34 protein-coding genes are annotated in these 26206 nt (G+C 68.5%); 21 read left to right on the top strand and 13 right to left on the bottom strand.

Annotated features, from left to right (window positions below; genetic code table 11):
- Position 1: 1 nt before the first annotated feature.
- Positions 2–835, bottom strand: coding sequence for a nitrous oxide reductase accessory protein NosL (locus WDJ57_RS05235; RefSeq protein ID WP_338904519.1), 834 nt, complete (start codon positions 833–835; stop codon positions 2–4).
- Positions 836–942: 107 nt separating this feature from the next.
- Between WDJ57_RS05235 and WDJ57_RS05240 the strand changes: the two genes are divergently transcribed.
- The 11 genes from WDJ57_RS05240 (at position 943) to WDJ57_RS05290 (ending at position 10439) form a co-directional block, all read left to right on the top strand.
- Entirely contained in the window at positions 943–1632 is a 690-nt protein-coding gene (locus tag WDJ57_RS05240; protein ID WP_338904521.1) for an SCO family protein, read from the top strand.
- A 3-nt stretch (positions 1633–1635) separates the two neighbouring features.
- Positions 1636–2424, top strand: coding sequence for a sulfite exporter TauE/SafE family protein (locus WDJ57_RS05245; RefSeq protein WP_338904523.1), 789 nt, complete (start codon positions 1636–1638; stop codon positions 2422–2424).
- Positions 2425–2448: 24 nt separating this feature from the next.
- On the top strand, positions 2449–2982 hold the full coding sequence (locus tag WDJ57_RS05250) for a TlpA family protein disulfide reductase (protein ID WP_338904525.1): 534 nt from the start codon (positions 2449–2451) through the stop codon (positions 2980–2982).
- The gene (locus tag WDJ57_RS05255) at positions 2979–3662 is read left to right on the top strand and encodes a cytochrome c biogenesis protein CcdA (protein WP_338904526.1); all 684 of its coding nucleotides are present in this window, start codon (positions 2979–2981) and stop codon (positions 3660–3662) included. The genes WDJ57_RS05250 and WDJ57_RS05255 overlap by 4 nt, the downstream gene beginning before the upstream one ends.
- A 75-nt stretch (positions 3663–3737) precedes the next feature.
- Complete coding sequence (gene trxA, locus WDJ57_RS05260; RefSeq protein WP_338904528.1) at positions 3738–4145, top strand: thioredoxin; 408 nt, start codon at positions 3738–3740, stop codon at positions 4143–4145.
- Positions 4146–4169: 24 nt separating this feature from the next.
- Positions 4170–5126 (top strand): NAD(P)/FAD-dependent oxidoreductase, encoded by a 957-nt coding sequence (locus WDJ57_RS05265; RefSeq protein WP_338904530.1) that lies wholly within the window; start codon positions 4170–4172, stop codon positions 5124–5126.
- Positions 5127–5295: 169 nt separating this feature from the next.
- Positions 5296–5949, top strand: a complete 654-nt coding sequence (locus tag WDJ57_RS05270; RefSeq protein ID WP_338904532.1) for a nitrous oxide reductase accessory protein NosL — start codon at positions 5296–5298, stop codon at positions 5947–5949.
- Positions 5946–7853: a NosD domain-containing protein gene (locus WDJ57_RS05275; RefSeq protein ID WP_338904534.1), complete on the top strand. Its 1908-nt coding sequence runs from the start codon at positions 5946–5948 to the stop codon at positions 7851–7853. The genes WDJ57_RS05270 and WDJ57_RS05275 overlap by 4 nt, the downstream gene beginning before the upstream one ends.
- Positions 7850–8644, top strand: a complete 795-nt coding sequence (locus WDJ57_RS05280) for an ABC transporter ATP-binding protein (protein ID WP_338904536.1) — start codon at positions 7850–7852, stop codon at positions 8642–8644. The genes WDJ57_RS05275 and WDJ57_RS05280 overlap by 4 nt, the downstream gene beginning before the upstream one ends.
- Positions 8641–9447 carry an ABC transporter permease subunit gene (locus WDJ57_RS05285; protein ID WP_338904538.1) on the top strand — a complete coding sequence of 269 codons (807 nt, stop codon included), beginning with the start codon at positions 8641–8643 and terminating at the stop codon, positions 9445–9447. The genes WDJ57_RS05280 and WDJ57_RS05285 overlap by 4 nt, the downstream gene beginning before the upstream one ends.
- Before the next feature lie 53 nt (positions 9448–9500).
- Positions 9501–10439: an alpha/beta fold hydrolase gene (locus tag WDJ57_RS05290; protein ID WP_338904540.1), complete on the top strand. Its 939-nt coding sequence runs from the start codon at positions 9501–9503 to the stop codon at positions 10437–10439.
- 22 nt (positions 10440–10461) lie between these two features.
- On the opposite strand, the gene WDJ57_RS05295 is transcribed toward WDJ57_RS05290, so the two are convergent.
- The 3 genes from WDJ57_RS05295 to WDJ57_RS05305 all read right to left on the bottom strand — a co-directional run bounded on the left by WDJ57_RS05295 (position 10462) and on the right by WDJ57_RS05305 (position 12206).
- Entirely contained in the window at positions 10462–10845 is a 384-nt protein-coding gene (locus tag WDJ57_RS05295) for a hypothetical protein (RefSeq protein WP_338904542.1), read from the bottom strand.
- 47 nt (positions 10846–10892) lie between these two features.
- Positions 10893–11468 carry a flavodoxin domain-containing protein gene (locus WDJ57_RS05300; RefSeq protein WP_338904544.1) on the bottom strand — a complete coding sequence of 192 codons (576 nt, stop codon included), beginning with the start codon at positions 11466–11468 and terminating at the stop codon, positions 10893–10895.
- A gap of 99 nt (positions 11469–11567) precedes the next feature.
- On the bottom strand, positions 11568–12206 hold the full coding sequence (locus WDJ57_RS05305) for a uracil-DNA glycosylase family protein (protein ID WP_338904546.1): 639 nt from the start codon (positions 12204–12206) through the stop codon (positions 11568–11570).
- A 217-nt stretch (positions 12207–12423) separates the two neighbouring features.
- Here WDJ57_RS05305 and WDJ57_RS05310 point away from each other — a divergent pair, with 217 nt between their 5' ends.
- Positions 12424–13164: a mechanosensitive ion channel family protein gene (locus WDJ57_RS05310; protein ID WP_338904548.1), complete on the top strand. Its 741-nt coding sequence runs from the start codon at positions 12424–12426 to the stop codon at positions 13162–13164.
- Positions 13165–13200: 36 nt separating this feature from the next.
- On the opposite strand, the gene WDJ57_RS05315 is transcribed toward WDJ57_RS05310, so the two are convergent.
- From WDJ57_RS05315 to WDJ57_RS05335, 5 genes are all read right to left on the bottom strand, one after another.
- On the bottom strand, positions 13201–13398 hold the full coding sequence (locus WDJ57_RS05315; protein ID WP_338904549.1) for a DUF5800 family protein: 198 nt from the start codon (positions 13396–13398) through the stop codon (positions 13201–13203).
- A gap of 73 nt (positions 13399–13471) precedes the next feature.
- Positions 13472–13681 (bottom strand): heavy-metal-associated domain-containing protein, encoded by a 210-nt coding sequence (locus WDJ57_RS05320; protein WP_338904550.1) that lies wholly within the window; start codon positions 13679–13681, stop codon positions 13472–13474.
- Between the two features lie 40 nt (positions 13682–13721).
- The gene (locus WDJ57_RS05325; protein ID WP_338904552.1) at positions 13722–14135 is read right to left on the bottom strand and encodes a DUF371 domain-containing protein; all 414 of its coding nucleotides are present in this window, start codon (positions 14133–14135) and stop codon (positions 13722–13724) included.
- A 55-nt stretch (positions 14136–14190) separates the two neighbouring features.
- Positions 14191–15321 (bottom strand): DUF373 family protein, encoded by a 1131-nt coding sequence (locus WDJ57_RS05330; protein ID WP_338904554.1) that lies wholly within the window; start codon positions 15319–15321, stop codon positions 14191–14193.
- Between the two features lie 52 nt (positions 15322–15373).
- Complete coding sequence (locus tag WDJ57_RS05335; RefSeq protein WP_338904556.1) at positions 15374–16225, bottom strand: translation initiation factor eIF-2B; 852 nt, start codon at positions 16223–16225, stop codon at positions 15374–15376.
- Positions 16226–16307: 82 nt separating this feature from the next.
- Between WDJ57_RS05335 and WDJ57_RS05340 the strand changes: the two genes are divergently transcribed.
- On the top strand, positions 16308–16748 hold the full coding sequence (locus WDJ57_RS05340; RefSeq protein WP_338904558.1) for a type IV pilin: 441 nt from the start codon (positions 16308–16310) through the stop codon (positions 16746–16748).
- Here the strand turns inward: WDJ57_RS05340 and WDJ57_RS05345 are convergent, their stop codons facing one another.
- The gene (locus WDJ57_RS05345) at positions 16749–18224 is read right to left on the bottom strand and encodes an RtcB family protein (protein ID WP_338904560.1); all 1476 of its coding nucleotides are present in this window, start codon (positions 18222–18224) and stop codon (positions 16749–16751) included. It abuts the gene before it with no gap.
- Positions 18225–18309: 85 nt separating this feature from the next.
- Between WDJ57_RS05345 and WDJ57_RS05350 the strand changes: the two genes are divergently transcribed.
- On the top strand, positions 18310–19407 hold the full coding sequence (locus WDJ57_RS05350) for a mechanosensitive ion channel family protein (protein ID WP_338904562.1): 1098 nt from the start codon (positions 18310–18312) through the stop codon (positions 19405–19407).
- Here the strand turns inward: WDJ57_RS05350 and WDJ57_RS05355 are convergent, their stop codons facing one another.
- Positions 19408–19809: a universal stress protein gene (locus WDJ57_RS05355; RefSeq protein WP_338904564.1), complete on the bottom strand. Its 402-nt coding sequence runs from the start codon at positions 19807–19809 to the stop codon at positions 19408–19410.
- An 88-nt stretch (positions 19810–19897) separates the two neighbouring features.
- Here WDJ57_RS05355 and WDJ57_RS05360 point away from each other — a divergent pair, with 88 nt between their 5' ends.
- From WDJ57_RS05360 to WDJ57_RS05385, 6 genes are all read left to right on the top strand, one after another.
- A complete protein-coding gene (locus WDJ57_RS05360; RefSeq protein WP_338904566.1) occupies positions 19898–20137 on the top strand; it encodes a DUF5816 domain-containing protein in 240 nt (79 codons plus the stop codon).
- Positions 20138–20212: 75 nt separating this feature from the next.
- Positions 20213–20518 (top strand): DUF7116 family protein, encoded by a 306-nt coding sequence (locus WDJ57_RS05365; protein WP_338904568.1) that lies wholly within the window; start codon positions 20213–20215, stop codon positions 20516–20518.
- Between the two features lie 122 nt (positions 20519–20640).
- Entirely contained in the window at positions 20641–21561 is a 921-nt protein-coding gene (locus WDJ57_RS05370; RefSeq protein ID WP_338904570.1) for a metal-dependent hydrolase, read from the top strand.
- Positions 21562–21607: 46 nt separating this feature from the next.
- Positions 21608–22240 carry a hypothetical protein gene (locus tag WDJ57_RS05375; protein WP_338904572.1) on the top strand — a complete coding sequence of 211 codons (633 nt, stop codon included), beginning with the start codon at positions 21608–21610 and terminating at the stop codon, positions 22238–22240.
- Entirely contained in the window at positions 22237–22899 is a 663-nt protein-coding gene (locus tag WDJ57_RS05380; protein ID WP_338904574.1) for a hypothetical protein, read from the top strand. Before WDJ57_RS05375 ends, WDJ57_RS05380 begins: the two co-directional genes overlap by 4 nt.
- Before the next feature lie 46 nt (positions 22900–22945).
- Positions 22946–23629, top strand: a complete 684-nt coding sequence (locus tag WDJ57_RS05385) for a LysE family translocator (RefSeq protein ID WP_338904575.1) — start codon at positions 22946–22948, stop codon at positions 23627–23629.
- Here WDJ57_RS05385 and WDJ57_RS05390 read toward each other — a convergent pair whose 3' ends face one another.
- Positions 23630–24310, bottom strand: a complete 681-nt coding sequence (locus WDJ57_RS05390) for an HD domain-containing protein (protein WP_338904577.1) — start codon at positions 24308–24310, stop codon at positions 23630–23632.
- Between the two features lie 458 nt (positions 24311–24768).
- On the opposite strand from WDJ57_RS05390, the gene WDJ57_RS05395 reads away from it, so the two are divergent.
- Positions 24769–25497, top strand: coding sequence for a GNAT family N-acetyltransferase (locus WDJ57_RS05395; protein WP_338904579.1), 729 nt, complete (start codon positions 24769–24771; stop codon positions 25495–25497).
- Here the strand turns inward: WDJ57_RS05395 and WDJ57_RS05400 are convergent.
- Positions 25488–26192, bottom strand: a complete 705-nt coding sequence (locus WDJ57_RS05400) for a DUF502 domain-containing protein (protein ID WP_338904581.1) — start codon at positions 26190–26192, stop codon at positions 25488–25490. The two genes, WDJ57_RS05395 and WDJ57_RS05400, sit on opposite strands and share 10 nt — an antisense overlap.
- Between the last annotated feature and the right edge of the window lie 14 nt (positions 26193–26206).

The raw sequence follows: 26206 nt of genomic DNA on the forward strand, positions 1-26206 counted from the left end.
GCTACTCCAGGAACCGGCCGCGGTACTGGCTCGCCAGGTCGCTGTCGAACGCCGACAGTTCGACGATGTCCTCCTCCGAGAGGTAGTCCACCCCGTCGACGTAGGCCACGGCGTCCTCGCGGCTGGCGAAGGGCGCGGGGTTGAGCCGCATCGGGTCGTCCACCCGGTCCGAGTCGGTCTCCAGGGCGTAGTAGGCCGTGGTCCCGTCGATGGTCTCGCCGGACCCGTACTCCGTGACCCAGAGGCCAGCCACGGCCGCGTCTGTCTCCGCGAACGTGTCGGGCACGGCGTAGTACGTCGTCGCACAGCCCGACGTGCAGAAGAACTCGCGGGTCTCGTCCTCGTGGACCGCCTGGGCGTTCCACTCGGGGAAGTTCGCGGCCTTCATGTCACAGACCGCACAGCTGGCGTCCTCGGGGACGTCGACTGCCGACAGCGAGGCCTGACCGCCGTCCTCCTGGTAGGGGGAGTAGCTCACGCAGTAGCCGTTCGGGTCGATGTTGCCCTCGACGATGGCACAGGCACCCATCCCGTCGCCGTTCTTGTCCTCGATGTAGAACAGACAGCCAGAGCACTGCTGGCCCTCGCTGGGTTCGGTCTGGTAGCTGACCGCGTCCTTGGTCGAGAGACTCGCCGGGTCGCGCTCCTGGCCGCCGAGCGCGGTTGCGGTCCGGTACTGGTCGGGGACTGCGTCGCTGTCGGTGGGGGTCGCGTCGCCGCCGTCTCCGCCGTCGCCCCCGTCGCCGCCACAGCCAGCGAGCGCGAGCGCCGAGCCAGCACCGAGCAGTCTGAGCATCGTCCGACGGTCCAACCGGTTGCCATCTCGTGGACTCATATCTCCTCCTACTGGAGCAACGGTCAAAGTCCATCTGGTGCGGCCATCGAAGTATTTCGAGAGGTGTACCAGACCGCTTACCAGCCCCAGTAATTTAGGGAAAGACGATGAAGCGACGCGCGTTTCTACGGACGGCGAGTGTCGGAGGCATCGTCGCCAGCGCCGGGTGTCTCAGTTCGGTCGTCGGCACCAGCGGGGGCCAGACAGTGCTGTCCCCGCCCGAGGACCAGCAGTTCGACAGCGAAGACATCCCCTACCCCGCGTACGGCCAGCAGTTGCCGGATTTTGAACTGCCGGACCCGCTTTCCGGGACGACTGTCGACTCCGCGGCCGTCGACGGAACTCTCGTCGTCACCGGCTTCTTCGCGTCCTGCCCCGTCGAGTGCGTCCGGCTCATCGGGCAACTGGCCGGCGTCCAGCAGGGGACCGTCGAGGCGGGCATCGACGACGAGGTGACCTTCCTCGCCATCACGTTCGACCCCCAGCGCGACGACGCGCCGGCGTTGCGCGAGTACGCCGAGAAGATGAACGTCGACATGGAGGCGGGCAACTGGCACTTCCTGCGGCCGGAGACCGAACAGCGGGCGGAGGAGGTGGTCGACGGAAAGCTCGGCATCACCTACGACCGCATCGGGGCCGGGCAGTCCCAGCGCCTGCCGGGCTACGACTTCCGGCACCTGTCGCTGACCTTCCTCGCCAACCCCAGCGGCGTGGTCGAGCGCGCCTACCGGACGGACAGCCCCGCCTACGACCGCGTGCTCGGCGACGTGAAGGAAGTCGTCGAGGCGACGGCGTGACCGATGGCATCATGCACGCCAGCGAACCCGCTGCTCGGGACGGAGACGGTCGGCCTGCCGGTGCTTGCGCTGGTCGGCCTGCTCGGCGGCGCACACTGCATCGGTATGTGCGGCCCGCTGGTCGCGACCTACGCCGACCGGATGGAGACGGGGCGACGGCAGGGGACGCTGACACTCCGGACGGTCCGTCAGCACGGCCTGTTCAACCTCGGCCGGACGGCCAGCTACACGCTCATCGGCGGCCTGTTCGGACTCGCGGGGGAGGCGGTCTTCGTCAGCGTCCGCGACGTGACGCTGGTCGCGACGGAGGTTCACGCCGTCTCCGGCGTCGCGGTGGGACTGGTCGTCGCTGGCGTCGGCGTCAGCTACGCGACCGGCGGGGCCGGCCAGGCCATCTCGCTCCCGGGCGTCGACCGGCTCTCCGACGTCGTCCACGCGCACCTGCTCCCGCGGGTGGACGACTGGGTCGGGGACAGTCGCATCGCGGGGCTGGGTGCCATCCACGGCCTCCTGCCCTGTCCGCTGCTGTACCCGGCCTATCTCTACGCGTTCGTCCAGGGCTCCGCACTCGGCGGGGCGGCCGCGCTGGCGGCGCTCGGCCTCGGGACGGTCCCGGCCGTCTTCCTGACGGGGACGGTGGTCGACACGATGGACGTCGGCGGCCGGAAGCGGCTCCACCGGGCGCTGGGCGTCGCCTTCGTCCTGCTGGGCTATATCCCGCTCCAGCACGGGCTGGCGGCCCTGGGCGTCGCACTGCCCGCCGTGCCGCTGCCGCACTTCCAGCCGTGGTGACCGCTCGGTCGGGAGGTGACTGCCGTGCGCCGGCGTGACCTGCTGGCGACGCTGGCCGGCGCCGGTCTGTCGGCGACGGCCGGGTGCAGCGCGCTCCTGAGCGGAGGGAGCGACGAGCAAGCTTCGGACGCAATCACGGTCGAGACGCTGGACGCGCCCGGCAGCGAGGCCGGCACCGCGACCGTTCCGGCACGCGACCGCGTCAGTTTCGTGGAGTTCTTCGCGACGACCTGCTCGGTCTGCGCGGCGCAGATGCCGCGGCTGCGCACGGCCCACGAGCGCGTGGGCGCGGACGTCCAGTTCCTCTCGGTGACCAGCGAACCGGTCGGGCTGACCGTCTCCCGCGGGGAGGTCGTGTCGTGGTGGGCCGACCACGACGGGGCCTGGCCGGTGGCGGTCGACGACGGGACCGTGCTCGCCCGGCGCTACGACGCGACGAGCGTGCCGAAAGCGGTCGTCCTCGCGCCGGACGGGACGGTGACCTGGTCACACACCGGCGCAGTCGAGGCGTCGGCCGTCGTCGAGGCAATCGAGGACGCGGCGGGTGAGTTGGCGTGAGCGAGGCCGTCGCCAGTCACCTCGCCTTCGCTGCCGGGGCCGGCGCGGCGACCTTCCTCTCGCCGTGTGCCCTCCCGCTGGTGCCCGGCTACGTCGGGTACTACGTGAGCGCCGCAGACGACGGCCGCGGGGCCGGCGGTATCGCTACCCGCGGCGTCGCCGCCGCCGCTGGCGTCCTCGTCACGCTCGCGGCGCTGGCCGGCCTCGCCGTCCTCGTCGGCCGCCCCGTCACGCAGTCACTCCCGGTCGTCGAACCGCTCGTCGGCGTCGCCCTGGTCGTCCTCGGCGCGCTCGTGGTCACGGGCCGCGCGCCGGACTGGCGGGTCGCGCTCCCGGAGCGACGGGCCGACGCCGCCGGGTTCGCGCTCTTCGGCGCGGGCTACGCGGGCGCCTCCGCCGGCTGTGTCCTCCCGGTCTTCCTGGCCGTCGTCCTGAACGCGGTCACGCTCCCGCCGACCCTCGGCCTGGCCGTCGTCGGCGTCTACGCCGCCAGCGTCGCCCTCCCGCTGCTTCTCGTGACCGTCGCCGTCGGGACCGGTCTCGACGTGGCGACGGGCCGACTCGCGGCCTACGGCCGCTCGCTCGAACGGGTCGCCGGCGTCGTGCTCGTGCTGGCGGGCCTCGGCCAGGTCGCCGTCGCCCTCGCCCCCGAACTGCTCCCCTCGCTGGCGCTCCCCTGATGGGTTCCCCCATCGCCATAGTATTGCACAACACATGCAAAACAACTAAAAGGGCGGGGCTCATACCGGGTGATGATGAGCGACGAACAACCCATCGAGGAGATTCGCGAGAAAAAGAAAGAAGAGCTGACCGGGGAGGACGAGGAATCCGACAGCAGCAGTTCGCCGTCCGAGCCCGTCCACATTTCGGGCGCTGCGGACCTCGACGAGACCGTCGCCGACGCGGACGTCGTGCTGGCGGACTTCTACGCGGACTGGTGTGGCCCGTGCAAGATGCTAGAGCCCATCGTGGCGGACCTGGCGAAGGAGACCGCGGCGACGGTCGCGAAGGTCGACGTCGACGCGAACCAGCAACTCGCCGCCCAGTACGGCGTGCAGGGCGTGCCGACGCTCGTGCTGTTCGCCGACGGCGAGCCGGTCGAGCGGATGGTCGGCGTCCAGCAGAAGGACGCGCTCGCACAGAAGATAGCGCAGCACAGCTGAGACGGGCGGGTGAGTAGAGACACGATGCCAGACATCGCCATCATCGGCGCTGGTCCCGCGGGGACGAGCGCAGCAGTCTACGCAGCGCGCGCCGACCAGGAGACCTACGTCTTCCACGACGGCGGCGGGACGACCCGGGAGGTAGACGTCATGGAGAACGTCTTCGGGTTCCCCGAGGGCGTCAGCGGCCCGGAACTCGTCTCGCTCGGCCGCGAGCACGCCCGGAAGTTCGGCGCGGAGTTCGTCGACGAGGAGGTCGTCCGCATCGGCCGCACCGACGGCGAGGCCTACGAAATCGAGACCACGGCGGACAGCTACGAGGCCCGCGGCGTCGTCATCGCGACCGGCGCGTCCTACGAGTCGCCGGCCATCAAGGGCGTCGACGAGTTCGAGGGCCAGGGCGTCTCCTACTGCGTCGAATGTGACGCCTACTTCTACCGCGACAGCACCGTCGCGGTCGTCGGCGCCGAGAACTACGCCGCCAAGGAGGCACTGATGTTGCTGGACTACACCGACGACGTACAGGTGCTCACGAACGGGTCGGAGTTCGCGGCCGACCCCGACCTCCGGCAGCGCCTCGACGACGAGGGCATCCCCGTCCGCACCGACAGGCTCGACCGCCTGACGGGCGACGAGTCCGTGCAGGCAATCGAGACGCGGGATGGCGAGTCCATCGCCGTCGACGGCCTGTTCGTCGCGCTCGGGGCCGCCGGCGGGACGGACCTCGCGGAGATGCTCGGCGTCGCCACCGAGGGCCAGTACGTCCGGACTGACGGGTCGATGGAGACCAACGTCGACCGCGTCTACGCTGCGGGCGACGTTACCGGCGGCCAGCGGCAGGTGAACACCTCCGTCGGCGAGGGGACCCGCGCGGCAATCAACCTCCTGGAGGACTTCCGCGACACCGGCGAGTACGTCGACTACCAGAAACTCGACGACGCGAAAAGCGAAGACGGCAAGCCCGAAGCCACCGCCGACTGACGCGGTCACGCCCGCTCCGAGGACAGGAGCGGGCTATCGTGTACTGACACCCCACTAGTACAGTTCTCGTAAGGGGAGACGGACACGAAGAGCGTTTAAACTCGTCGTTGGTTACCACCGTCTGAGAAGGAAATCGAAGAGATTTCTGTCGCCGGACCCAATATCAAGTATGTGTGACCACCACGACGGTTGTGCCCATTCTTCACACAACCGCAGGGAGCCTGCGGGGAGCAGCGAGCGGGAGCAGACGCGTCTGACCCGGCGAGCGGTCGTCGCGGGCGGCGTCGGCCTGGCGGTCGGACTGGCGGGCTGTCTCGGCGGCGGCGGCGACGGGGGAGACGGCGAGGTGCCGGAACCCGTGACGCTGACGCAGGCCGACCAGTGCGAGGTCTGTGGCATGGTCATCCCGAACCACCCCGGTCCGACGACGCAGATATTCTACGCCGACCGGCAGCCCTCCGGCCACGAGAACCCGGCCCGGTTCGACAGCACCTGGGAGGCCTTCCAGTACGACTTCGAGCGCCAGAACCGGGGCTGGAAACGGCAGGCGTTCTACGTCACCGACTACTCGGCGGTCGACTACGAACTGTCGACCGACGCCGGCGACACCCTCATCTCGACACACGTCGAGGCCGCGGACTTCGTCGAAGCGTCGGACGTCACCTTCGTGGTCGGGTCGGACGTCAAGGGGGCGATGGGGCGGGACCTCATCGCGTTCTCCGACCGGGCCGACGCGGAGGCGTTCCAGGGGGAGTGGGGTGGTGACCTGTCCACGTTCGACGAGGTGACCGAGCAGACCATCGCCGGCCTCGCGAACCGATGAGACACGTCACACTCGCCGCTGCGGCGGTCGTCCTCGCGCTGCTGGTCGCCGCGAGCGGGTTCGCGACCGGACCGGCCGGCGGCGAGGAGTTCTCGCCGGTCGGCTTCGACGAGACGCTGAAGACCGGACTGACCGGCGTCGACGTCCAGCAGGCCCGGGCGGCGGGCCACGTCATCCCGCAGGCGCAGGTGTTCTACTCGCAGTACCAGTACGTCGTCGGCTACTACGGCATCGAGGCGCTGGTGACGGGGCTGAACACCGAGCGCCGGACCGAGCAGTTCGGCCAGCCACTCGCCATCTTCGTCACTGACCTCTCCGGGACCGGGCCGGAACTGACGCCGGATGGGTTCATCACCCTCTCGGACAGTATCAACCGAGGGTGGGTCCGCGCGGAGGACGCGTGGTTCGTCGTCGGAACGCCGGCGCGAACGCCCGGCGGCCCCGCGGTCGTCCCGTTCGGCGAGCGCGAGGACGCCGACGCCTTCGCGTCGACCCACGACGGCGAGGTCGTCGACTGGGAGCGGCTCCAGTCGGTGATGAGCGAGCGCAGCGACGAGACGCGACGGCTCACCGCGCCCGTCGCGGAGCAGCAGGCCTGGGCGGACCGGACGGTGGAACGGGCCCGACAGGTGCTCGACCGCCCCGTGTCGGTCGTCGTCGGCGAGGACGCGCCGACGCTGGCGGCCGCCGTCGAGCAGGCCCCGCCGAACACCACCGTCGAGATTCCGCCGGGTCGCTACGCGGTGAATCTCACCGTCTCGAAGCCGTTGACGCTTCGCGGTGCCGGCGAGGAGACGGTCCTGACCGGCGGCGGCAACGGGACGGTCCTGACCGCCGACGCGCCACGAGTCGGCGTCACGTCGCTGCGCATCACCGGCGTCGGCGACGTCGGCGTCAGGGACGTCGGTGGCGACAACGGCACGGCCTGGGACCGGCGCATCCGGCTGGTCTACGGCTACGGCGACGCCGCAATCCGGCTGGCCGACGCCCACCACTCGCTGGTCGAGGACGTGACGATAGAGACGCCGGCGAACGGCGTCGTCGCACTCAACAGCACCGGTGCGGTCGTCAGGGAGGTCACTGTCAACGGCAGCGACACGTGGGAGGAGGGGTTCATGAGCACGCTGGCGATGTACTCGAAGATGGTCGTCGAGGACTCCGAATTTAACGGCGGCCGGGACGCGGTCTACACCCACTACGCCGACGGCGTGGTCGTCCGCGACAACCGGATGGAGGGGATGCGCTACGGCCTCCACGAGATGTACACCAGCGACGCGCTCGCGGCGAACAACACGATGCGGAACACGGACGCGGGCATCATCGTGATGACGCGACCGGTCGGCAACGTCCAGGTCGACAACGACGTCCGAGACAGCCAACTCGGCATCGCGACGGTCGGCGCGGAATCCTACACGGTGAACAACACCGTCGTCGGCAACGAAATCGGCATCTCCATCGGGACCAGCCGCTCGCTGTACCGGGGGAACACGGTCGTCCGCAACGAGGTCGGGATACGGTCGTCGACGCTGTTGCCGACCAACGACGTGACCGAGAACGACATCGTCGCGAACGACCAGCCCGTCGGGGTCGAACTCGGGACGCTGAACGCCTGGGCGGTCGAGGGCCGCGGGAACTACTGGGGGGAGATTCCCGGCGTCGACCGCGACGGGGACGGCATCGTCGACCGGACCTACCGACCGACCAACCCCGTCGACCTGAGCGCCGGCAGTTCCGCCGGCGGCCACGCGCTGGCGCACTCGCCGACGCTCGGTGCCATCCGGGAGTTCCAGCAGGCACTCCCCGGACTGCGGGCGGCGACCGTCGTCGACCCCGCGCCGCTGGCCGCGCCGGCCCACCCCGAGCGCCTGGCCGCACTCGACGTCACGACGGAGGACAGCCCATGAGTTCGGAGACAGTCACGACCGAGACGGACGAGGAGAGAGACGAAGCGACCGACGGGACGGAGACGGCCGTTGCAGTCGAGGGACTGGGACACGCCTTCGGCGACCTCGAGGTCCTCGCCGACATCACCTTCAGCGTCGACCGGGGCACCGTCGTCTGCGTCATCGGCCCCAACGGGTCGGGGAAGACGACGCTGCTGCGGCTGGTGACCGGCCTGATAGAGCCCGACGAGGGAACGGTCACGATCGCCGGCGAGAGCGACCGCGAGGTCGGCTACCTCGCCCAGCAGCCCGACTTCCGGCCGCAGTTCACCGTCCGGGAGACGGTGTCGTTCTACGGCTCGCTCGTCGGGACGGAGACCGACGTCGACGCCGTCCTCGACCGGGTCGGGCTCGGTGCGGTCGCCGACCGACGCGTGAACGCCCTGTCCGGCGGGATGATGCGCCTGCTCGGCGTCGCGCAGACGACCATCGGCGACCCGTCGCTGCTGGTGCTCGACGAGCCCTCCAGCGGCCTCGACCCGACGATGACCCGACACATCACGGACGTCGTCGCGGACCTTGCCGCGGCGGGCGACGCGGTCCTGCTCGCGACCCACGACCTGCGGTCCGTCGAGCGCATCGCGGACGAAGTGCTGGTCGTCGACCGGGGCGAACTCGTCGCCACCGGCCCGCCCGACGCGATACTGGCCGAGACGGAGACCGAGACGCTCGAGGACGCCCTGACGGCGCTTGCACGCGGCGACGACGCAATCAGCGTCTCGGCGGGCCTGCACGGGAGTGACCGGGAATGACGCGGTACCGCTACCTGGTGGACGTGGCCCAGCGGGAGTTCCTGACGGTCGTCAGGACGCCGATGCTGGTGGTACTGGCTGCCGGGTACGTCGCCCTGCTGGTCGGTATCTCCTGGCTCAGCGCCTCCGGCGCGTACCTGGGACTGGTGCTCGACCTGCTGACGCCGGTGGAGGTGCTTGTGCCGGTGCTGGCCTTCGCCTTCGGCTACCGGTCGCTGCTCGGCGACCGCGAGAGCGGCGAACTGGAGACGATTCGCACCTACCCGATTCGCAGCGGCGTCTACGTCCTCGGGGTCTTCCTCGGCCGTGCAGTGGTCGTGCTCGGGGTCGTCCTCGTCGGCCTGTTCGGGTCGGCGGCGCTGGTGCCGCTGGGCAGGGGGCGACAGCTCACCGTCATCGCCTCCCACGCCACCGTCGACTCGCCGGCGCTGTACTTCCGCTTCGTCGTCCTGACCGCGCTGTTCGCGCTGGCCGTGCTGGCCGTGGCCGTCCTCGTCTCCGCTACCGCCCGCTCGACCCGGGGCGGCCTGGCGCTCGCGACGGGGGCCGTCGTGATGCTGGTCGTCGGGCTGGACAGTTCGCTGGTCGCTGGGCTGACGAGCGGCGTCGTCTCGCCGGGCGGTCTGGACGCGCTGCTCGCGCTCAGTCCAAACAGCGCCTACCGGAGCCTGGTGTTCGGGGTGAGTCTCGGCCCCGCCGGCGTGAGCGTCCCGCCCGGCCCCGCGGCGCTTGCCAGCACCGTCGGCCTCCTCGCCTGGCTCGCGGCCGCGCTCGTCCTGGCCGGGGTCGTCGCCTGGCGGTAGCGGCCTGTCGGTGGAACATCACCTATAAACCCGCGACGGCCCACGTATTACGTATGAAACTCCGGAACGTACTCGGCGTGGCCGCGGGCACGGTCGGTCTGACGGTGCTCGCCAACCGCCTGCTGACGGCCCGCGAGGACTTCGAGCCGTTCCTCGACGGCGACCACGGCACGTATCGCTGGCGCGGCTTCGACATCGCCTACACCGAGGCCGGCGACCCGGAGGACCAGGACCTCTTGCTGTTCCACGGCATCAACGCCGCCGGGTCCAGCCACGAGTTCCACCGCATCTTCGACGAACTCAGCGAGGACTACCACGTCATCGCCCCCGACCTGCCGGGCTTTGGCCACTCCGACCGGCCGCCCCTGCTGTACTCCGCGTCGCTGTACACCACCTTCGTCGGCGACGCGATCGACGACCTGAGCGACGAACCGCCCATCGTCATCGCGGGGTCGCTGACCGGCGCTTACGCCGCGATGGCCGCGCGGACCCACGAGGTGGACGAACTCGTCCTCATCAGCCCGACCGACTCCTCGATGGGCGGCCGGCGGGTCTGGCTGCGCACCCTCCTTCGCGCCCCCGTCGTCGGCGAGGGCATCCACAACCTCGTCACGAGCCACCGGGCGCTGCGGTACTTCCACGCCGACCACGGCTACTACGACGTCGAGAACCTCTCCGACGAGGTGGTCGACTACGAGTGGGAGGTCGCTCACCAGCCCGGTGCCCGCTTCGCGCCCGCTTCCTTCCTCAGCGGCTTCCTCGCGCCCACCGAGGACCTCGACGACGTGCTGGCCGAACTCGACGTGCCGTTGACGCTCGTCTGGGGCCGGGACGCGGAAGTCACGCCCCTCTCTGAAGGGTACGACCTGGCCGAACGGGCGGACGCGCGGCTGGCCGTCTTCGACGAGGCGCTCCTGCTGCCCCACGTCGAACACCCCGAGCAGTTCGTCGACGTGGTCCAGGGCAAAATCGAGGCCGAACAGGAGCAGTAGCGACACCGGCCGGCCAGCGCGGTCAGGCGTCGGTCTCGCGCGGCCCGCTGCGTCCCCAGAGACTGAGCCACACCAGCACGGCGACGAGGCTGGCGACGGCGACGACGACGGTGGGGTCGATGACCGAGCGCAGCCCCGCGAGGTTCACGTAGCTGAGAGCGAGGACGGCGAGAGCGGTGTAGCCGAAGGCGGCGACGGCCGCGACGTCGCGCCGGATGGTCGGCGACGCCTCGTCGTAGGTCAACAGGACCAGCCCGAAGACCCCGAGGCCGAACAGCGCGCCCAGCACGGCCCCGAGAATACCGGCGACCGGGTCGACCTGAACGGCCTCGATGATGACGACGGCCACGATGCCGAAGGTCGTGAGCCCGGCACCGATACCGAGGGCTATCCGCTGGAGGGCCATGTGTAGAGGGAGGCCGACAGCGGGCAAAACGGTTCTGAATCGCCGGACTACTCGGTGGTGGACGGCGGCGCGATGCCCAGTCGGCCCTCGGCGAAGGCAGCGAAGTCGTTCGCGAACTGCTCGACTTCGTCCCAGTCGGTGTACTCGTAGTCCCGCGAGGTGTCGGTGTCGCCGGTCGCCTTCTTCGCGATGCGTTTCATCACCAGCCGCTTCAGGAAGCCGTACTGCGAGTACCGCAACGCGCCGCCGAACAGGCCGATGCGGTCGGGGTGGAAGTCGGTCGCCTCGACGAACGACTCGACGTACGACGCCGCCTGCGCACGGCCGTCCTCGTCGTCCGCCACCGACGACAGCGACACCTGGAAGAAGCCGGTCGGGCGCGTCGACAGCGCGTCGTGGTGTTCGCGTGCGAAGGCCCGAACGGCCGGTTCGTGGCTCCCGACGTGTATCGAGGACCCGACGAGGACCGCGTCGCTGTCGACCACCGGATAGTCACTCGACAGGCCCTCCGCGTCGACGACCGTCGTCTCGTAGCCGCGCTCGCGGAGCGTCTCCCCCAGGCGCTGTGCGACCTTCGCTGTCTGTCCCTCTCCGGTCCCGTAGACGACGAGGATGGATGGCATGCTCCAGTCGCGGAACTACGGCGGCCCGGAACAAGTAGCTACTGTGACACGCGACAGCGGTCGCCCGGAGCGACGAGACACCCGAAGGCCCGGACGGCGCTAGCGGACGAAGTACGGCTCTTCGCCGGGCGAGAACCGACCCAGGTCGGCGAGCTGTCGGTAGTCCTTCGACCGGAGCTGGGTCAACCCCTCGACGAGCCGGTCGGCCTCGTCGTCGGTCCACTCGACCGGGTCGGCGATGGGGAAGACGAGCCACCCCGTCCCCTGAATCTCCGAGGCGTGGAGGGCGTCCATGTCGATGGCTTCCGGCGAGCGGTTCGTGAACGTCGCGAGGACGTGCTCGGTGGCGCGGGGGCCGACCGGGAGCAACACGTCGGCGGTGATGGCGCGCAGTTCGGCGTCGAAGAAGGGTTCCAGCGCAGCGTAGTCGTCGGCTGTCGGCTGCTCCGCTCCCGGGTCGCACATGTGCAGGTACGAGAAGAACGTCTCCTCGACGGCGGGCGCGCCGGTGTCGGAGTCGAACGACTCCACGAGCCCGCCGCGACAGAGCGCGTCGAAGAACTGCGGTGACCACGGTTCGTCGGTGAAGGGAACGCCGGTCGTGCGGCCGCCGTGGACGCCGGGGTGGTCGCCCACGACGTGGAAGTCGGCGCTCGTGACGCCGTAGCCAGGGACGAACGAGTCACAGGGTGGGTCGAAGTCGAACGGGTTCCGGTGTGACGCTGCGATGTACTCCACGTACCGTCCCGATTGGCGACCCCCCGTCAATAGCGTTCCGGGACGGAGAGCGACTGGACCGGCAGTCGTGGCACTCACCCGAGAAGTACAATAAGGTAGCCTTACTCGCCCCCGAGAGTGGCTCGCAACCTGCTGGCGGCCACACAGCCGTCCTTACCGGAGCGGGCGACCGGATAGCGCCTCCATTACAATGCGCTGGAAGGACGTCTGGTTCGGTATGAGCCTGACGACCCCTGTACTCCAGGCGACGCTGACAGAAACCATCCAGGAGACCCTCTCGCAGGCCGTGGGGAGCGTCATCGAGGTGCTCCCGGCCCTGCTGGCTGCGTTGCTGGTGCTGCTCGTCGGCTGGCTGATCGGTCGCGCAGCCTATCGTCTCGTGTCGCGCACGTCGATGCGGCTCAACCTCGACCGCGTCGTGGGCGACACGCCGCTGGGTCGCGTCTTCGGAAGACGCGAGGGAGCCATCTCGAACACCCTCGGGCGCATCACGGCGTGGTTCGTCTACGGCATCGCCATCCTGACGGCCGCGGCCGTCCTGAACATCCAGCAACTCTCGGAGTTGATCTCCACGGCGGTGTCCTACCTGCCGGCGTTCGTCGCCGGGACGCTCATCATCATCGGCGGGTTCATCCTCGCCGACTTCCTCGCCGACATCATCGGCCGCACCGAGACGGTCACCGATACCGGGTACACCGACATCTTCGCCGACGGGGTGCGCGTCTTCCTGTACTTCATCGCCATCGTCATCGGCCTCAGCACTATCGGCATCGACGTGCAGCTTCTCAACACGTTCGCCACGGCGGCGGCGTGGGGACTGGCCGCCGGCATCGCGCTGGCGATGGGCATCGGCCTCGGCTGGGGCAGCAAGGACTACGTCGCGGAGAACATCGACTCCTGGGTGAGTCGCGGGACCAGCAGTTCGTACACGACCAGCCAGCCCGGGGACGATAGCTGAGACAGCGACGGGGCGGGAGGCCTGGTTCGACGCCACTCAGGTCAGGATGTCGGAGATGCGCTGTGGCTCCCCCGACAGCGAGGGGTCGGGTTCGACTATCTTCAGCACCTCGTGGTCGGTCACCTCCGGGTACTCCTTCCCGATAGCGTCCTCGATGAGCCGCTTCTCCAGGCGGAACTCCGTCCCCTCGTAGACGACGTCGACACCGGTTTCGTCGAAGGAAAGAATGGTCATACCTCCGGGTAGGCGACTGTCGAATAAAAAGGTACAGATGGCCACGCAGGACGTTCGCAGGCCCGACCGGGACTCACTCCTCGACGGCGTACCCCGCGTCGTGGACCGCCTCTTCGAGGGCGCCGTCAGCGACCGACGCCGACGCGTCGACGTCGACTGTCCCCTGCTCGTGGTCGGCATCGACCGACTCCACACCGTCGATACCTTCGAGGGAATCCTCGACGTTCGCCTCACAGCCGGTACAGGACATACCCACGACCGATATCGTTCGCTTCTCGCTCATGCGCGGTCCTTGAACGTCCGGCCGCATAACCGTTGTACTTTCACTCCACGCGCAGCGTCAGCGTGAGGTCGGCGCCCTCGGCCAGCGCCGCGACGAGCGCGCGGTCGAGGTCAGCCGCGGCGGCGTCGGCCCCGACCATGACGGTCCGGTCGTCCACGTAATCGCTCGTGCGCCCGACCAGACTCCGCTCGTTCTCGAAGACCAGGTCGGGGTGGCCCCGGCCCTCGACGGTCTCGGTGTGGCCGGCCGCCTCGACGGTGGCGACGATTGTCGCGTCGTGGGACTGGCAGGCCGTCACGAACTCGCGGTCGAAGTCCGCGGGCGTGCGGTCGGCCTCGATGCCGAGGATGCAATCGCCCGCCGGGGTCAGGTAGTCGTCGCTGGTCAACTCGAAGGTGCTCGCGTGCTCGGCGGCGACGTGCTCGTGGCCGTGCGCGTGGACGACTTCTTCCATGTCTCCCCGGTCGGTGACCGGCGTATTTCAGCGGGGCGGTTCGGACCGGGAGCCTCTAGGAACTTCGCTCCTCGATACCGATGTCGACGTCGTTGTCGCTGACGTACGCGGCGATGCGGACGCCGACGAGGCTGATGAAGATGCTGCCGAGGATGAACAGCGCGAGATGCGTCCCGGAGGACAGCAGGAGGCCGTCGAAGGTCAGCGGCCCGAACTCCATGGCCGGAATCTCCGCCGGGGGAAAGATGCCCGAGCGTTCGAGGAAGTACGCCGAGAACCCGCGCACCGCCAGCCCGACGGCGATAGCGACGAACGGGAGGTTCACGTAGGCGGTGCCGATGTCGTCGTTGCGGATGAACTCGTCGAGCAACCGCCCCGCCGAGGCCGCGAGCGCGGCCATCGTCAGCCACGGGACCGCGTCGTAGGCGAAGCGCATCCCGACGATGACCGAACCGACCTCCCCGGCCTCTATCCCGGAGACGCTGAGGGCACCGGCGAAAAAGCCCACCAGCGCCAGGCCGGCGGCGACGACGTAGGTGACCAGCGAGACCTGCCCCGCGTACATCGCCTCGCGAATCTGACCGGGCATCCGGGCGATGTAGGTCCCGATACCCAGCCCCTTGTACAGCAGGCTCAGGCCGGCCGCGGCCGCGATTGCCCCGAGCGCGACGGTGGGGCTGTCCGAGACAAAGAGCAGAATCGGGAACGCCAGCAGCGCCGCGCCGAGGGGCACCAGAACGGTCTTTCTGAGCTGTTCGTCGGCGAGGAACTGCTTGAGGAGGTAGTACGTCGACTCGATGTCACGGGCCTGGCGGACCACCACGCGGTCGACGGCGTCGACGGTGATGCGGCTCTCGATGATGGGAACCAGCCGCTCGTCCTCGGCGCTGTCGACGACCACCACCGCCGAGTCCGGGTCAAGCTCCGCGACCAGGTCCTCGGTCTGGCGGGCGACCTGTCGGTCGGCGGTGACGGCGTCGCCCGTCCCGGCGATGACGGCGACGGTGGCGTCGTCGATGTCCTCGGCGACGCGGAGGCCTTCGAGCAGGCAGTTCACGCGACTGTCCTCCGGGTCGTCGACGCCGACGGCTGTGACGAGCGATTCGACGGCCTCGCGGCCGACGACGGGCGGGTCTCCGCCCGGGAGGGGGTCGCCACGGTGGAGACAGACGACGAGGGTGCTCACGATGGAAGGGAAGCCGGCGGAGAATAAAAATCCCAGCTACTGTTTGCGACCGTCAGTACTCCTGGACGCCCTCGTCGGTGACCACCGAGTCCAGCAACCGCGTCGGCGTCGCGTCGTAGGCGGGATTGGCGATGTCGAAGCCCTCCGCGGGTTCGAGCATCACCTCGCTGGCCGCGCGCTGTTCGTTCTCGAACGCGAAGCCGGCATCGACGACCTTCGCCGCCGACCCGACTGCGGTGAACGGGACCCCCGCCTCGGCGGCCGTCGCCGCGAGCGGGTAGGTGCCGACGCGGTTGTACAGCGTGTCGCCGACGATGCAGTCCATGCCGACGACGACGCGGTCACACTCCGACAGGTAGTGCCCGCCGGCGCTGTCGACGACCAGCGTCGTCTCCACGCCCTCGACCTCTGCGAGCCGACGGGCCATCTTCCGGCCAAGATAGCGCGGCCTGGCCTCCGTGACGTAGACGGAGAACTCCGCGCCGTCCTCGACCGCGCGGGCGATGGCCGACAGCACCGTCGTCGAGTAGTCGTGAGTCAGCAGCGTGTCGGCGTCGCCCAGCACCGACGCGGCGCGTTCGGCCGTCCGGCGCTTGCCGGTCTCCACCCGCTCGACGACTGCCTCGATGGCGTCGACGGTCACCGACTGCGCCTCGGCGACCGAGTCGACGTCGGCGTCCTCGACCGCGGCGACGATTTCGCGCTGTGTCGTGTGCAGTGAGGCGTGGGAGGGGTTCGCCCGCCGGAGCGCGTTGCTGTTGCGCTCCAGCGTCCGCCGGTACTCCTCGACTGTCGGGAACTCCCGGTCGGTGAGTTCCCGCAGCGCCTGGGCGGCCTCGACGGCGACGACGGAGGAACTGTGGGTCTGCATGTCCGCAATCTTCGCGGCGGTCTCGTCTATCATATCCGGAGTGTCGCTCCGGCGGGACAAATGGCTTTCCCGATGCCGAACAACCTTTATCGGGCCGCGTGGTAGTCACAGGCAAATGAGGGGTACGTCCGGAGACGACCGCGCCGTGTCGGAGGGGGCCGGCGTGGCCGCGCTCGTGTTGCTGACGGTGCTCGTCACCGCGTCGGTCGGCATGAACGTGCTGTTCGTCGGCGGCGAGGACGACACCGGCATCCAGGCGGACTTCGAGTTCCGGTACTTCTCCGGACAGGAGTCGCTGCTCATCACGTACAACGAAGGCGACGAGCTAGTCGCGGGCAACCTCACCGTGAGCGCACCCGGCGCGACCCTGTCCTGGGCAGAACTGGGGCGGGCCAACGCGACAGACACTATCGAACCGGGGGCACTCGTCCAGCTCCGCAGTAACAACGCCTACGGGCGGGACCTGCGCCCCGGTGCGAACATCTCCCTCGTGTACGCCACCGGCACCAACCAGACCGTCCTCGAAACGTACGAAGTGAGCAGTACCGGGTCCTGACTACCCCTTGATGTTGCAGACCGGGAACGTTCGTGCCACCCGGTCGCCGATGCCCAGCGCGTCCGACACCCGCACCACCTCGTCGACGTCCTTGTAGACGCCCGGTGCCTCCTCGGCGACGGTGGCACCGCTCTGGGCCTTGACGTAGATGTGGTCCTGCTCGCGCAGTGCGTCCTGGACGTCCTCACCCCAGAACTCCTGTTTCGCCTGCGTGCGGCTCATCAGCCGCCCGGCACCGTGGGCGGTCGAGCCAAAGGTCTCTGCCAGGGAGTGCTCGCCGCCCCGCAGGACGTAGCTCCCCGACCCCATGCTGCCGGGGATGATGATGGGCTGGCCCACGTCGCGGTAGGCCTCCGGGACTTCGGGTCTGCCGGCCGGGAACGCCCGTGTCGCGCCCTTCCGGTGGACGAACAGCTCCCGCTCGTCGGTGTCGTCCTCGTCGACCGCCACGTCGTGGACCTCCTTCTTCGCGATGTTGTGAGCCACGTCGTACAGCAGGTCCATCTCCATCTCCTCCCAGGAGCGGTCGAAGACCTGCTCGAAGACCCGCCGCGTGCGGTGCATGATGAGCTGGCGGTTCACCCACGCGAAGTTGATGGCCGCGCACATCGCCTCGTAGTAATCCTCGGCCAGTTGCGACCCCGCCGGCGCGGCCGCGAGTTCCTTGTCCGGCAACTGGTCGAGCAGTCCCTGGTGGGTCTGCTCGATGTCGCGCAGGTAGTCCGTACAGACCTGGTGGCCCAGGCCGCGGGAGCCACAGTGGATGAGGACGACGACCTGTTCCTCCGCCAGCCCGAAGTCGGCGGCCACGTCCTCGCGGTAGACGTCGGTCACGCGCTGGACCTCCAGGAAGTGGTTCCCGCTGCCGAGGCTGCCGATCTGGTTCTTCCCGCGGTCCTTGGCCTTCTGGGATATCTTGCTCGCGTCGGCCTCCGGGCGGTAGCCCTCGTCCTCGCAGTGGGCGAGGTCGTCCTCGACGGCGTAGCCGTGCTCCAGCGCCCAGTCCATACCGCGGTTCAGGACGGCCTCGACGTCCTCGTTGTCGCCCTCGTAGATGCCGCCGCCGCCCAGCCCCGACGGGATGTTGGCGAACAGCTTGTCGACCAGTTCCTCCTCGCGGCCCTGGAGGTCGTCGTAGGTGAGGTTTGTTTTCATCATCCTTACACCACAATTAATGTCGTAACCGACCGCCCCGGGGCTGATACAACCGTCTTCGGTGTCGATGCCGGCGACGCCGCCGACGGGGAAGCCGTAGCCCTGGTGACCGTCGGGCATGCAGATGGCGTACTTCCGGATGCCCGGCAGGTGAGTCGTGTTCCGGAGCTGTTCGAGCGTCTTGTCGTCGGAGATTTCGTCGAGGAGTGCCTCGCTCGCGAGGATGCGGGCCGGCACGCGCATCTCGCCTTCCTGGGGGATCTCCCAGACGTAGTCGCGTACCTTCTCCAGCGTGAACTCGCCGGCGTCGTAGGTGGTCATACTACAGACTGCGATAGCGACGGCAAAATAAGGTTCGCCCCGCCCGGACGCAATTCTTATTCCCGAGCGCAAAGTCGACATGTCCATGCGCTGGGATACGGCCGTCGTCCCGGGACGGACGGAGATTGCCGCGGCTGCGGCCAGCACCGGGTTGCAGTCCCCGGCCTGGTTCCCGGACTGGGTGCCGGAGGGGACCGCCGGCGTGCTCGCCTCTATCGTGGTGCTTGCACTGGCGTGGCTGGTCTCGCGGCTCGTCGTCCGGCTGGTGGGCCGGCGTGTCGCGCGTCAGCTCCAGCGCCCGAGCCTCACCCGGACCGCACTCCGTGGAATCCGCGTCGGAATCTTCGTACTCGCTTTGCTGGTGGTCCTCCGGCTCAACGGCCTGGACCTGGGGAACATCGCCCTGTCCGTCACCGTCTTCTCGGCCGTGGTGGGTGTCATCCTCGCGCCCATCGTCGGCAGCGTCATCAGCGGGCTCTTCCTGCTCGCGGACCAGCCCTACGAAATCGGCGACATGATAGAACTCACCGACGAGAGCAAGCGCGGGTTCGTCGAGGACATCACCCTGCGGTACACGAAGATATTCACGCTCGACAACACATTTCTGGTCGTGCCGAACGGCAACATCCGCGACCGTGACGTGTACAACTACTCGGCGGAGGACACCCGCACCCGCCAGACCCTGGACGTGATGGTCACCTACGAGAGCGACATCGAGGAGGCGCGCGACCTCATCGAACGGAGCGCCCGGAACGTCGACGCCGTCATCGAGGGCGGGCCGCGCATCCGCATCGGGGCCTCGCGCTATCCGGCCTACCCCGATTGCCTCATCGCGGACTTCGCGGACCACGGCGTCCTCCTGCGACTGCGCTACTGGGTGAAAGAGCCCTACAAGATCCAGACCGTCCGATCGGTCATCCAGACCAACATCTGGGACGAACTCGCGGAGGCGGACGTGGAAATCGCCTACCCGCACTCGCACCTGTACTTCGACGACACCAGCGGCGAACTGCAGGTGTCGATGCGCGAACAGGGGAGCGGACAGGGTCCGGACCTGCCGGCCGACGCACCGACGGATGCCGGCGGCGAGAATCAGGACGAGGGCGAACGCGATGTGAGCGAGGAGGACGATGCACTCTCCGGGAACTCGCGGGACCGTCCCGGCGGCGGGCCGCCCTCGTAACTACGGGGAGACAGTCACCACGTCGCAGTCGAGTTCGCTCTGGAGGTACTGCTCGACGTTGGGGTCGTCGATGAGCCGCCGTATCATGCGCCGCCAGCGGCTGACCTGTTTCTTCCCGATGACCACCAGGTCCGCCTCCTCGGCGGCGATCTCTTCGAGAATCGTCTCCTCGACCAGCAGTCCCCGCCGCACGACGTATCGCGTGTTGGAGAGGTTGCCGAACTCGGACTCGACGGCGTCCTTGAGCTGTCTGCGGGAGGTGGTGGCCCCGTTCTGGTAGAGATTGACGTGGAGGACGGTCAGCGCGGCATCGCGCTCTCCGGCGATGTCGATGGCCTCCGCCAGCGTCGCACGCGAGTGCTCCGTGAGCGGATACCGGACCGGCACGACGACCTGTGGCATTACCCCGCAGTTCGTCGTCGGCCCACCTGAACCTTTCCCGTTGCGACGAGAGGACACGCATTTGGCCGTGGACGGCGAAAGGCCGGGCATGGAGACGGTCACAGCCCCCGAGGGCGAGACGGTGTACGTCGACCGACGCGAGGGCAAGCGCGGGGCGAAAGGTCCCTTCTACGTCGTCTACACCGGCGAGGACCGCGACGTTCGCTGGGGCTTCTACTGCGGGAACTGCGACACCCTGGACAACGCCGTCGACGCGATGGGCCGGGTCCAGTGTAACAGGTGCTCGAACCGGAGCAAGGCCGAGGAGTGGGACGCGGCCCACGAGTGAGCCCGCACCGGCGCTTGTGTTGTGTCAGTGTCAGTTAGATACGCTTAAGCCGTGGTGGGTCGTAGCCAGTGACGAATGGGGACTGTTACCACCTCACTCAGTCAGCAGGCCCAGTCGATATTCGACGACCTGGGGTACAGTGTCGCGGAGGAAGGGGGCGAACTGCGGGCGACCCGCAAGTGGCGGGTCGTACAGGTCACGCCGATGCCCGAGCCGCGGGACCCGCCCACCACAGGTGAGATGCGCTGTTTCGTCACCTGGTCCGAGCGCGTCTCCGACCTCGAACGCCGCATCCTGCGGAGCGACGTCGACTACGAGTGGGCGATAATCGGCGTCCGCGACACGAACGACTACGAGGTCACACACCGCTCCGGCGGCTAATCGGCCTCTCGCAGTCCCGACGATACCGTTCTCCGGTCGCAGTCGATGGATAGCGGCCGCTCCTGTTCATTCGGCAACAATACGAGAAGTTTATAATCGACAGGTGCCTACGCCGCGCACTCGTGTTCATCGGCCACGGCCTGCTCGCGTTCGCGGTTGCAGCCAGCGTCGCGACCCGGCGAGGGTGGGCGACCGACCGGGCGCTGACGGTGGGAGCCGTCGCCGGCCTCTTCGCGACCCTGCCAGACGTCGACATGGCCTACGCCCTGTTCGGCCTCGCCAGCGGCGCGGAGGGGCTGGTCGGTGCCTCCGACGCGTTCTGGGCGGCCGCGTCGCTCGTCCACCGGACCGTCACCCACTCGCTGGTCGTCGGGGCCGTCGCCGCTGTCGGCTTCGCCGCCTGGCACGGTCGGGGACGGCCCGCCGCGCTGGGCACCGCCGCCGTCGTCCTGGTCGGTCTTGTCGGCGTCGCCGCGGCAGTCAGCGGCGCACTCGGCGGGGCAATCATGGCGCTGTTCGTCGCGGCCGGACTGGGCATCGTCCGGGTAGCGCGGTCGGCCGGCTTCGGCCGGCGGACCGTCCTGGCGGCGGCGCTTTTGGGCCTGCTGACCCACCCCTTCGGTGACCTCCTGACGGGGGCCCCGCCGGGGCTGCTCTATCCCCTCGACGTGACGCTCGTCGGGGAGCGGGTCACCCTCGCCGCCGACCCGACCGTCCACCTGCTCGGCGCGTTCTTCGTCGAACTCGCGACCATCTGGCTGGCGCTGGCCGTGTACACCCGTCTCCGGGGGTGGCGTGTGCGCGGGCTGGTCCATCCGCGGGCGGCCCTCGGTGCCGCCTACGCCGGGGCGGTCTTCGCCATCCCCGCGCCGACGCTCCAGGTGTCCTGGCCGTTCGTCTTCAGCGTCCTCGGCGTGGGCGTGGTCGGAGTGCCGACCGAACTCGACCGCAGCCGGCGGACCCGCTGGCAGACGGTCGCGACGGCGCTGACGGCCGTCACGCTGGCCGGGCTGGCCTACACCGCGGCGTACCTGGTCGTCTGACGCCGGTGCCCAACACCTTTTCACCGACTCGGCGGAAAAGGAGAGTATGGCTGAGGTAGACGTGGGGGCATTGCTCAGGGACGCGCGACTCAACGCCGCGCTCGCCTGGGTGGTCACGGCCGTCGTGGTAGTCACGGCCATCGGGAGCTTCCTGACCGGGGACCTCCTCTGGACCGTCTTCGCAGGAGCGATCGCGGCACTCATACTCGTGCCGCCGGTCGCCTTCCGCTCGCCCCGGACGATGCTCCCGTGGGAGATTCTCACGCTGGCCGCGTTGCCGGTCCTCGGCGGGACGCTCGCCACGTTCCAGACGAGTAGCCAGATCGCTGCCTACCTCTCGGTTGCTGCCCTCGCGCTGGTGGTCGTCGTCGAGTTGCACACCTTCACGAGCGTCCGGATGACGCCCGGGTTCGCCGTCGCGTTCGTCGCCATCACGACGATGGCCGTCGCCGGGGTCTGGGCGGCCGCCCGCTGGTCGTCCGACATCCTGTTCGGGACCGTCTTCCTCGACGCGCTCGGTCCGACGGAGGCGGCCATCGAGCGGGCGATTATGCTGGAGTTCGTCGCCTCGACCATCGCCGGGGTCGTCGCGGGCCTGGTCTTCGAGTTCTACGTCCGCCGGCGGGCACGTATCGACTCCCGCGTCCCCGAGATGGTCGAACCGGAGGGGGACCGATGAGGGTGCGCGAGCGATTGCGAATCAGCGAGCGTCGCCAGAGGCAGGCCTCCTACGTCATGGAGGTGGCGATGGTCGGCATCCTCTTCGCCGGGCTCGAACGCGGGAGCACGACCGTCGTCGTCAACGCGCTGGTCGGCCTCGTCGTGACCCAGATTCCCCCGATTCTCGAACGCGACTACGACATCCCGATGGACCCCGCGCTGACGCTGTGGATAACCGCCGCCGTCTTCTTCCACGCACTCGGCGTGCTCGGACTGCCCGGGAGCGAGCAGAACTTCTACGGGTCCATCCCGTGGTGGGACCACTTCACGCACGCGCTGTCGTCGTCTGTCGTCGCCGCGGCCGGCTACGCCACCGCGCGGGCACTCGACGAACACTCCGAGGACATCTACCTCCCCCCGAAGTTCATGTTCGTCTACATCCTGCTGTTCGTGCTGGCCTTCGGCGTCCTCTGGGAGGTCATCGAGTTCACGCTCGGCGAGGCCGCCCGGGCGCTGGGCAACGAGGCGCTGTTGACCCAGTACGGCCTGGAGGACTCGATGCTGGACCTGGTCTTCGACACTGTCGGCGCTGTCATCGTCGCCATCTGGGGCACGGCCCACCTCACCGACGTGTCCGGCTACATCGCCGACCAGCTCGACGCCCGGCGGGCGGATTGAGTCGACAGGGGACACTTTATTCCCCTCCGGTGTCAAGCGCCGGCAGATGGTCCTCCAGACGGTCACGACACTGGGTGCGGGCGTCGTCTTCGGGCTCGCGCTGGCCGCGCCACCGGGGCCGATGAACGCCATCATCGCCGAGGAGAGCGTCCTGCGCGGGTGGAGCGCCGGCTTCCGGGCCGGCCTCGGCGCGATGACCGCCGACTTCTGTTTCTTCCTGCTGTCGCTGGCGGGGCTGGTCGCCCTCGTCGACCGCCGCCCGCTGCTCCGGGCGGTGATGGTCGGTATCGGCGGCCTGTTGATGCTGTACTTCGCCTACGGGGCCGCTCGCGGCGTCCGGGAGACGCTGTCGCCCGAACCCGGCACCGACGGGGAGAGCAACGGCTTCCGGAAGGCGTTCGTGCTGGCGCTGACAAACCCCTACCAGATTCTGTTCTGGCTGACGGTCGGGGTCGGCCTCCTGAAGCCGGGGACTCACGACCTGCTCGCGGAGACGCCGTACGTCGGCGACCAGCTGGCGGGGACGCTCGTCGTCCAGACGGGAAGTGTGGCGCTACTCCTGGGGCTGTTCGGCGGCATCGTCGTCTGGATTGTCGGCTTCCCGGCGACGCTCGTGGCGGCCCGCCGGCGGGTCGACAGTCTCGCGCCGCTGGTCGCGGGCGGGAGCGCCGTCGTCCTGGTCGGGTTCGGCGTCGCCTTCCTGTGGGACGCGCTCTCGACCCTGCTGTGACTACTCCTCGACGTCGATGCCGGCGACCTCGGCGTCGAGCCACTCGCGGAACCACTTGACGCGCTTGAGTCGCTGGTGGGCGACGTCGCGGGCCGTCTCGCTGACGACGCGCTGCTTGGCGTCGACGCCCCGTTCGAGCACCCGGCCGACCATCTCGGCGGCGTCCATGTGGGTGCGGGACTCGTAGCCCATCCGGAGGAGCATCAGCGCCGCTCCGTTCGCACCGACCTTGTCGAGGATGTCCGCCTCGATGAGACAGCGGGTCTCCAGCGGCAGGTCCGTCAGGTCGCCCTGGTAGGAGTGGTCGGTGACCGCGGCACAGACCTGGTCGACGAACGACGCGGGGTAGTCGCAGTGGGTCTCCAGGTACTCGCGGGCGATGCGGGCGCCCTCCTCGGCGTGGACGTCCTGGTCGACTTCCAGCTTGGCGATGTCGTGGAACAGCGCCGCGACGCGGGTGACGTCGACGTTCGCGCCCTCCTCGCGGGCGATGTCGGTCGCGAGGTCGACGACGTTGCGGATGTGGTTGAAGCGGTACTCTGCGGAGTGCCAGGGGTACCACCGCATCCGGCCGCCCTCGTCCTCGTTCTCGACGCTGGCGGCGAGGTAGTCGTGAACGAACTCCTCCATCGCGGCGTAGTCCTCGGCCGAGACTGGCGACTCCCGTATCTCAACACCCACGGCACCACCTCCGTAAGAACTGCGTGTTGTCCATCTTACGCACATAAAGGTATGTTCGACTCTTTAGCGTTACGACAATCGTCAGAGACGTCTGCGACTGCCTGACTGGGATATCGGTAGGTGGACGCGGCGGCGGACAGCCGGCGCGTCACAGGACACTGACATGCCTCCGAGCGTGACTCGGAATGGACTGAACTGTGGTTCGGACGTTGCTGCGTTCGGTCGAGGCGATACGGCCGGTGGTCGAGAGTTTCTGTGAGTTTGCTTCGTTATGTCGCAATTACCCGTACACTCGGGTAGTATATAATATTTTTTCCGAACGCACATATTGCAAACGCGGGTATATGTGACAGTCTGCTCTCGATAACCTGTCGTCCCCGGAGGAGTGCCGACGGGCCGACGTGTCGGCGAGCCAGCAGTGGTGTGGCTTTATGCCGACCCAGACTGAACGGGTGGATATGGAAGTCAGAGAAGCCAAACCCAACGACAGGCCCGCGATTCGAGACGTCGCCCGTCGCTCTCTGCAGGCGTCGTACTCGCTGGACCCGAAGGCCATCATCGGCGCAATCGAGGAGTGGTACGACGAGAACCGGCTCCGGAATCTGATGGAAGACGACAACAAGGTCCTGCTGGTCGCCATCGTCGACGACCAGGTCGTCGGCTTCTCCGACAGCGAAGTGACCGGCGAGAACACCGCCGAGATACTCTGGCTGCACATCGACCCCGACTACCGCGGCGAGGACATCGGCATCCAGCTCTACAAGGCGACGCAGAACCACCTCGCCACCCTCGGCACGTCGAACCTCCGCGGGCGCGTCCTCGCGGACAACCCCGGCGGCAACGCCTTCTACGAGAACCGCGGCCTCGTGAAAGTCGGCGAGGAGGAGGTCACCATCGACGGGACCCCCTACGTCGAGAACGTCTACGCACAGGTCGAGGCAGAGCAGATGGAGGAGGTCCAACTCGACGACGGAACGACCGTCTACGTCGACCACGGGAACGAGGAGACCGGGTCGATAGCGCCGTTCCACGTGGTCTACACCGACCGCAACGGCGAGGACATCTTCGGCTACTGGTGCAGCAAGTGCGAGTCGCTCGCGAACGCGATGGACGCGATGGGCCGCATCCAGTGCGACGAGTGTGGCAACGCCCGCAAACCGACCCGCTGGGACGCCGCCTACCTGTAGGTCGGGTCGTCGACCACGTCCGAAAACGAGATATCTTCCTCTTCGAGCTGGTCTTTGACGTCCTGCTGGAACGACTCCAGTTCCTGCTGGTTCTCGGCGATGCCCGTCGTCACCAGCAGCCGTATCGCCCGGCTGACGCTCAGGTCGAGTTCGATGACTCGCTCGGCCGGCACGAACGTGAAGTGACCCTGCGTCGGGTTCGGACTGTTGGGCAGGTAGACGTTGTACGTCTGTGTCGACAGCGCCTGTGTTACGGCCGCCGGACTCTCCGATGTGACGAAGCCGAGAACGTACAGCCCGTCCCGCGGGTACTCCACCAGCGCGACGCTCTCGTAGCGTGACTCCTGGGTGACGAGCGCATCGGAGACCTGCCGGACGCTGCTGTAGATGACGCTCACCATCGGGATGAGTCCGACGAGGCGGTCGAAGACGTCGAAGGCGTACGCACCCAGACTGCGCTGGGCGAGATAGCCGAGCGCGGCGATGATTCCGAAGAGGATGAGCAGTGCACCGAGTTCCGCGATGATTTCGACTCTCCCGGCGATCTCGACGAGTCCCGTCTGCTCGATAATCGGGTTCAGGAACCCGCGCAACCAGCCAAAGATGAGCCGGATAGCGACCACGGTGACCACGAGCGGCGCGACCAGCGCCAGGCCCGCGACGAAGCTCTTCTTCAGCGTGTCGGTCAGCCCCATACGTGAGGCAGCGA

It is taken from the genome of Salinibaculum sp. SYNS191, from assembly GCF_037338445.1.
Lineage (GTDB): Archaea > Halobacteriota > Halobacteria > Halobacteriales > Haloarculaceae > Salinibaculum > Salinibaculum marinum.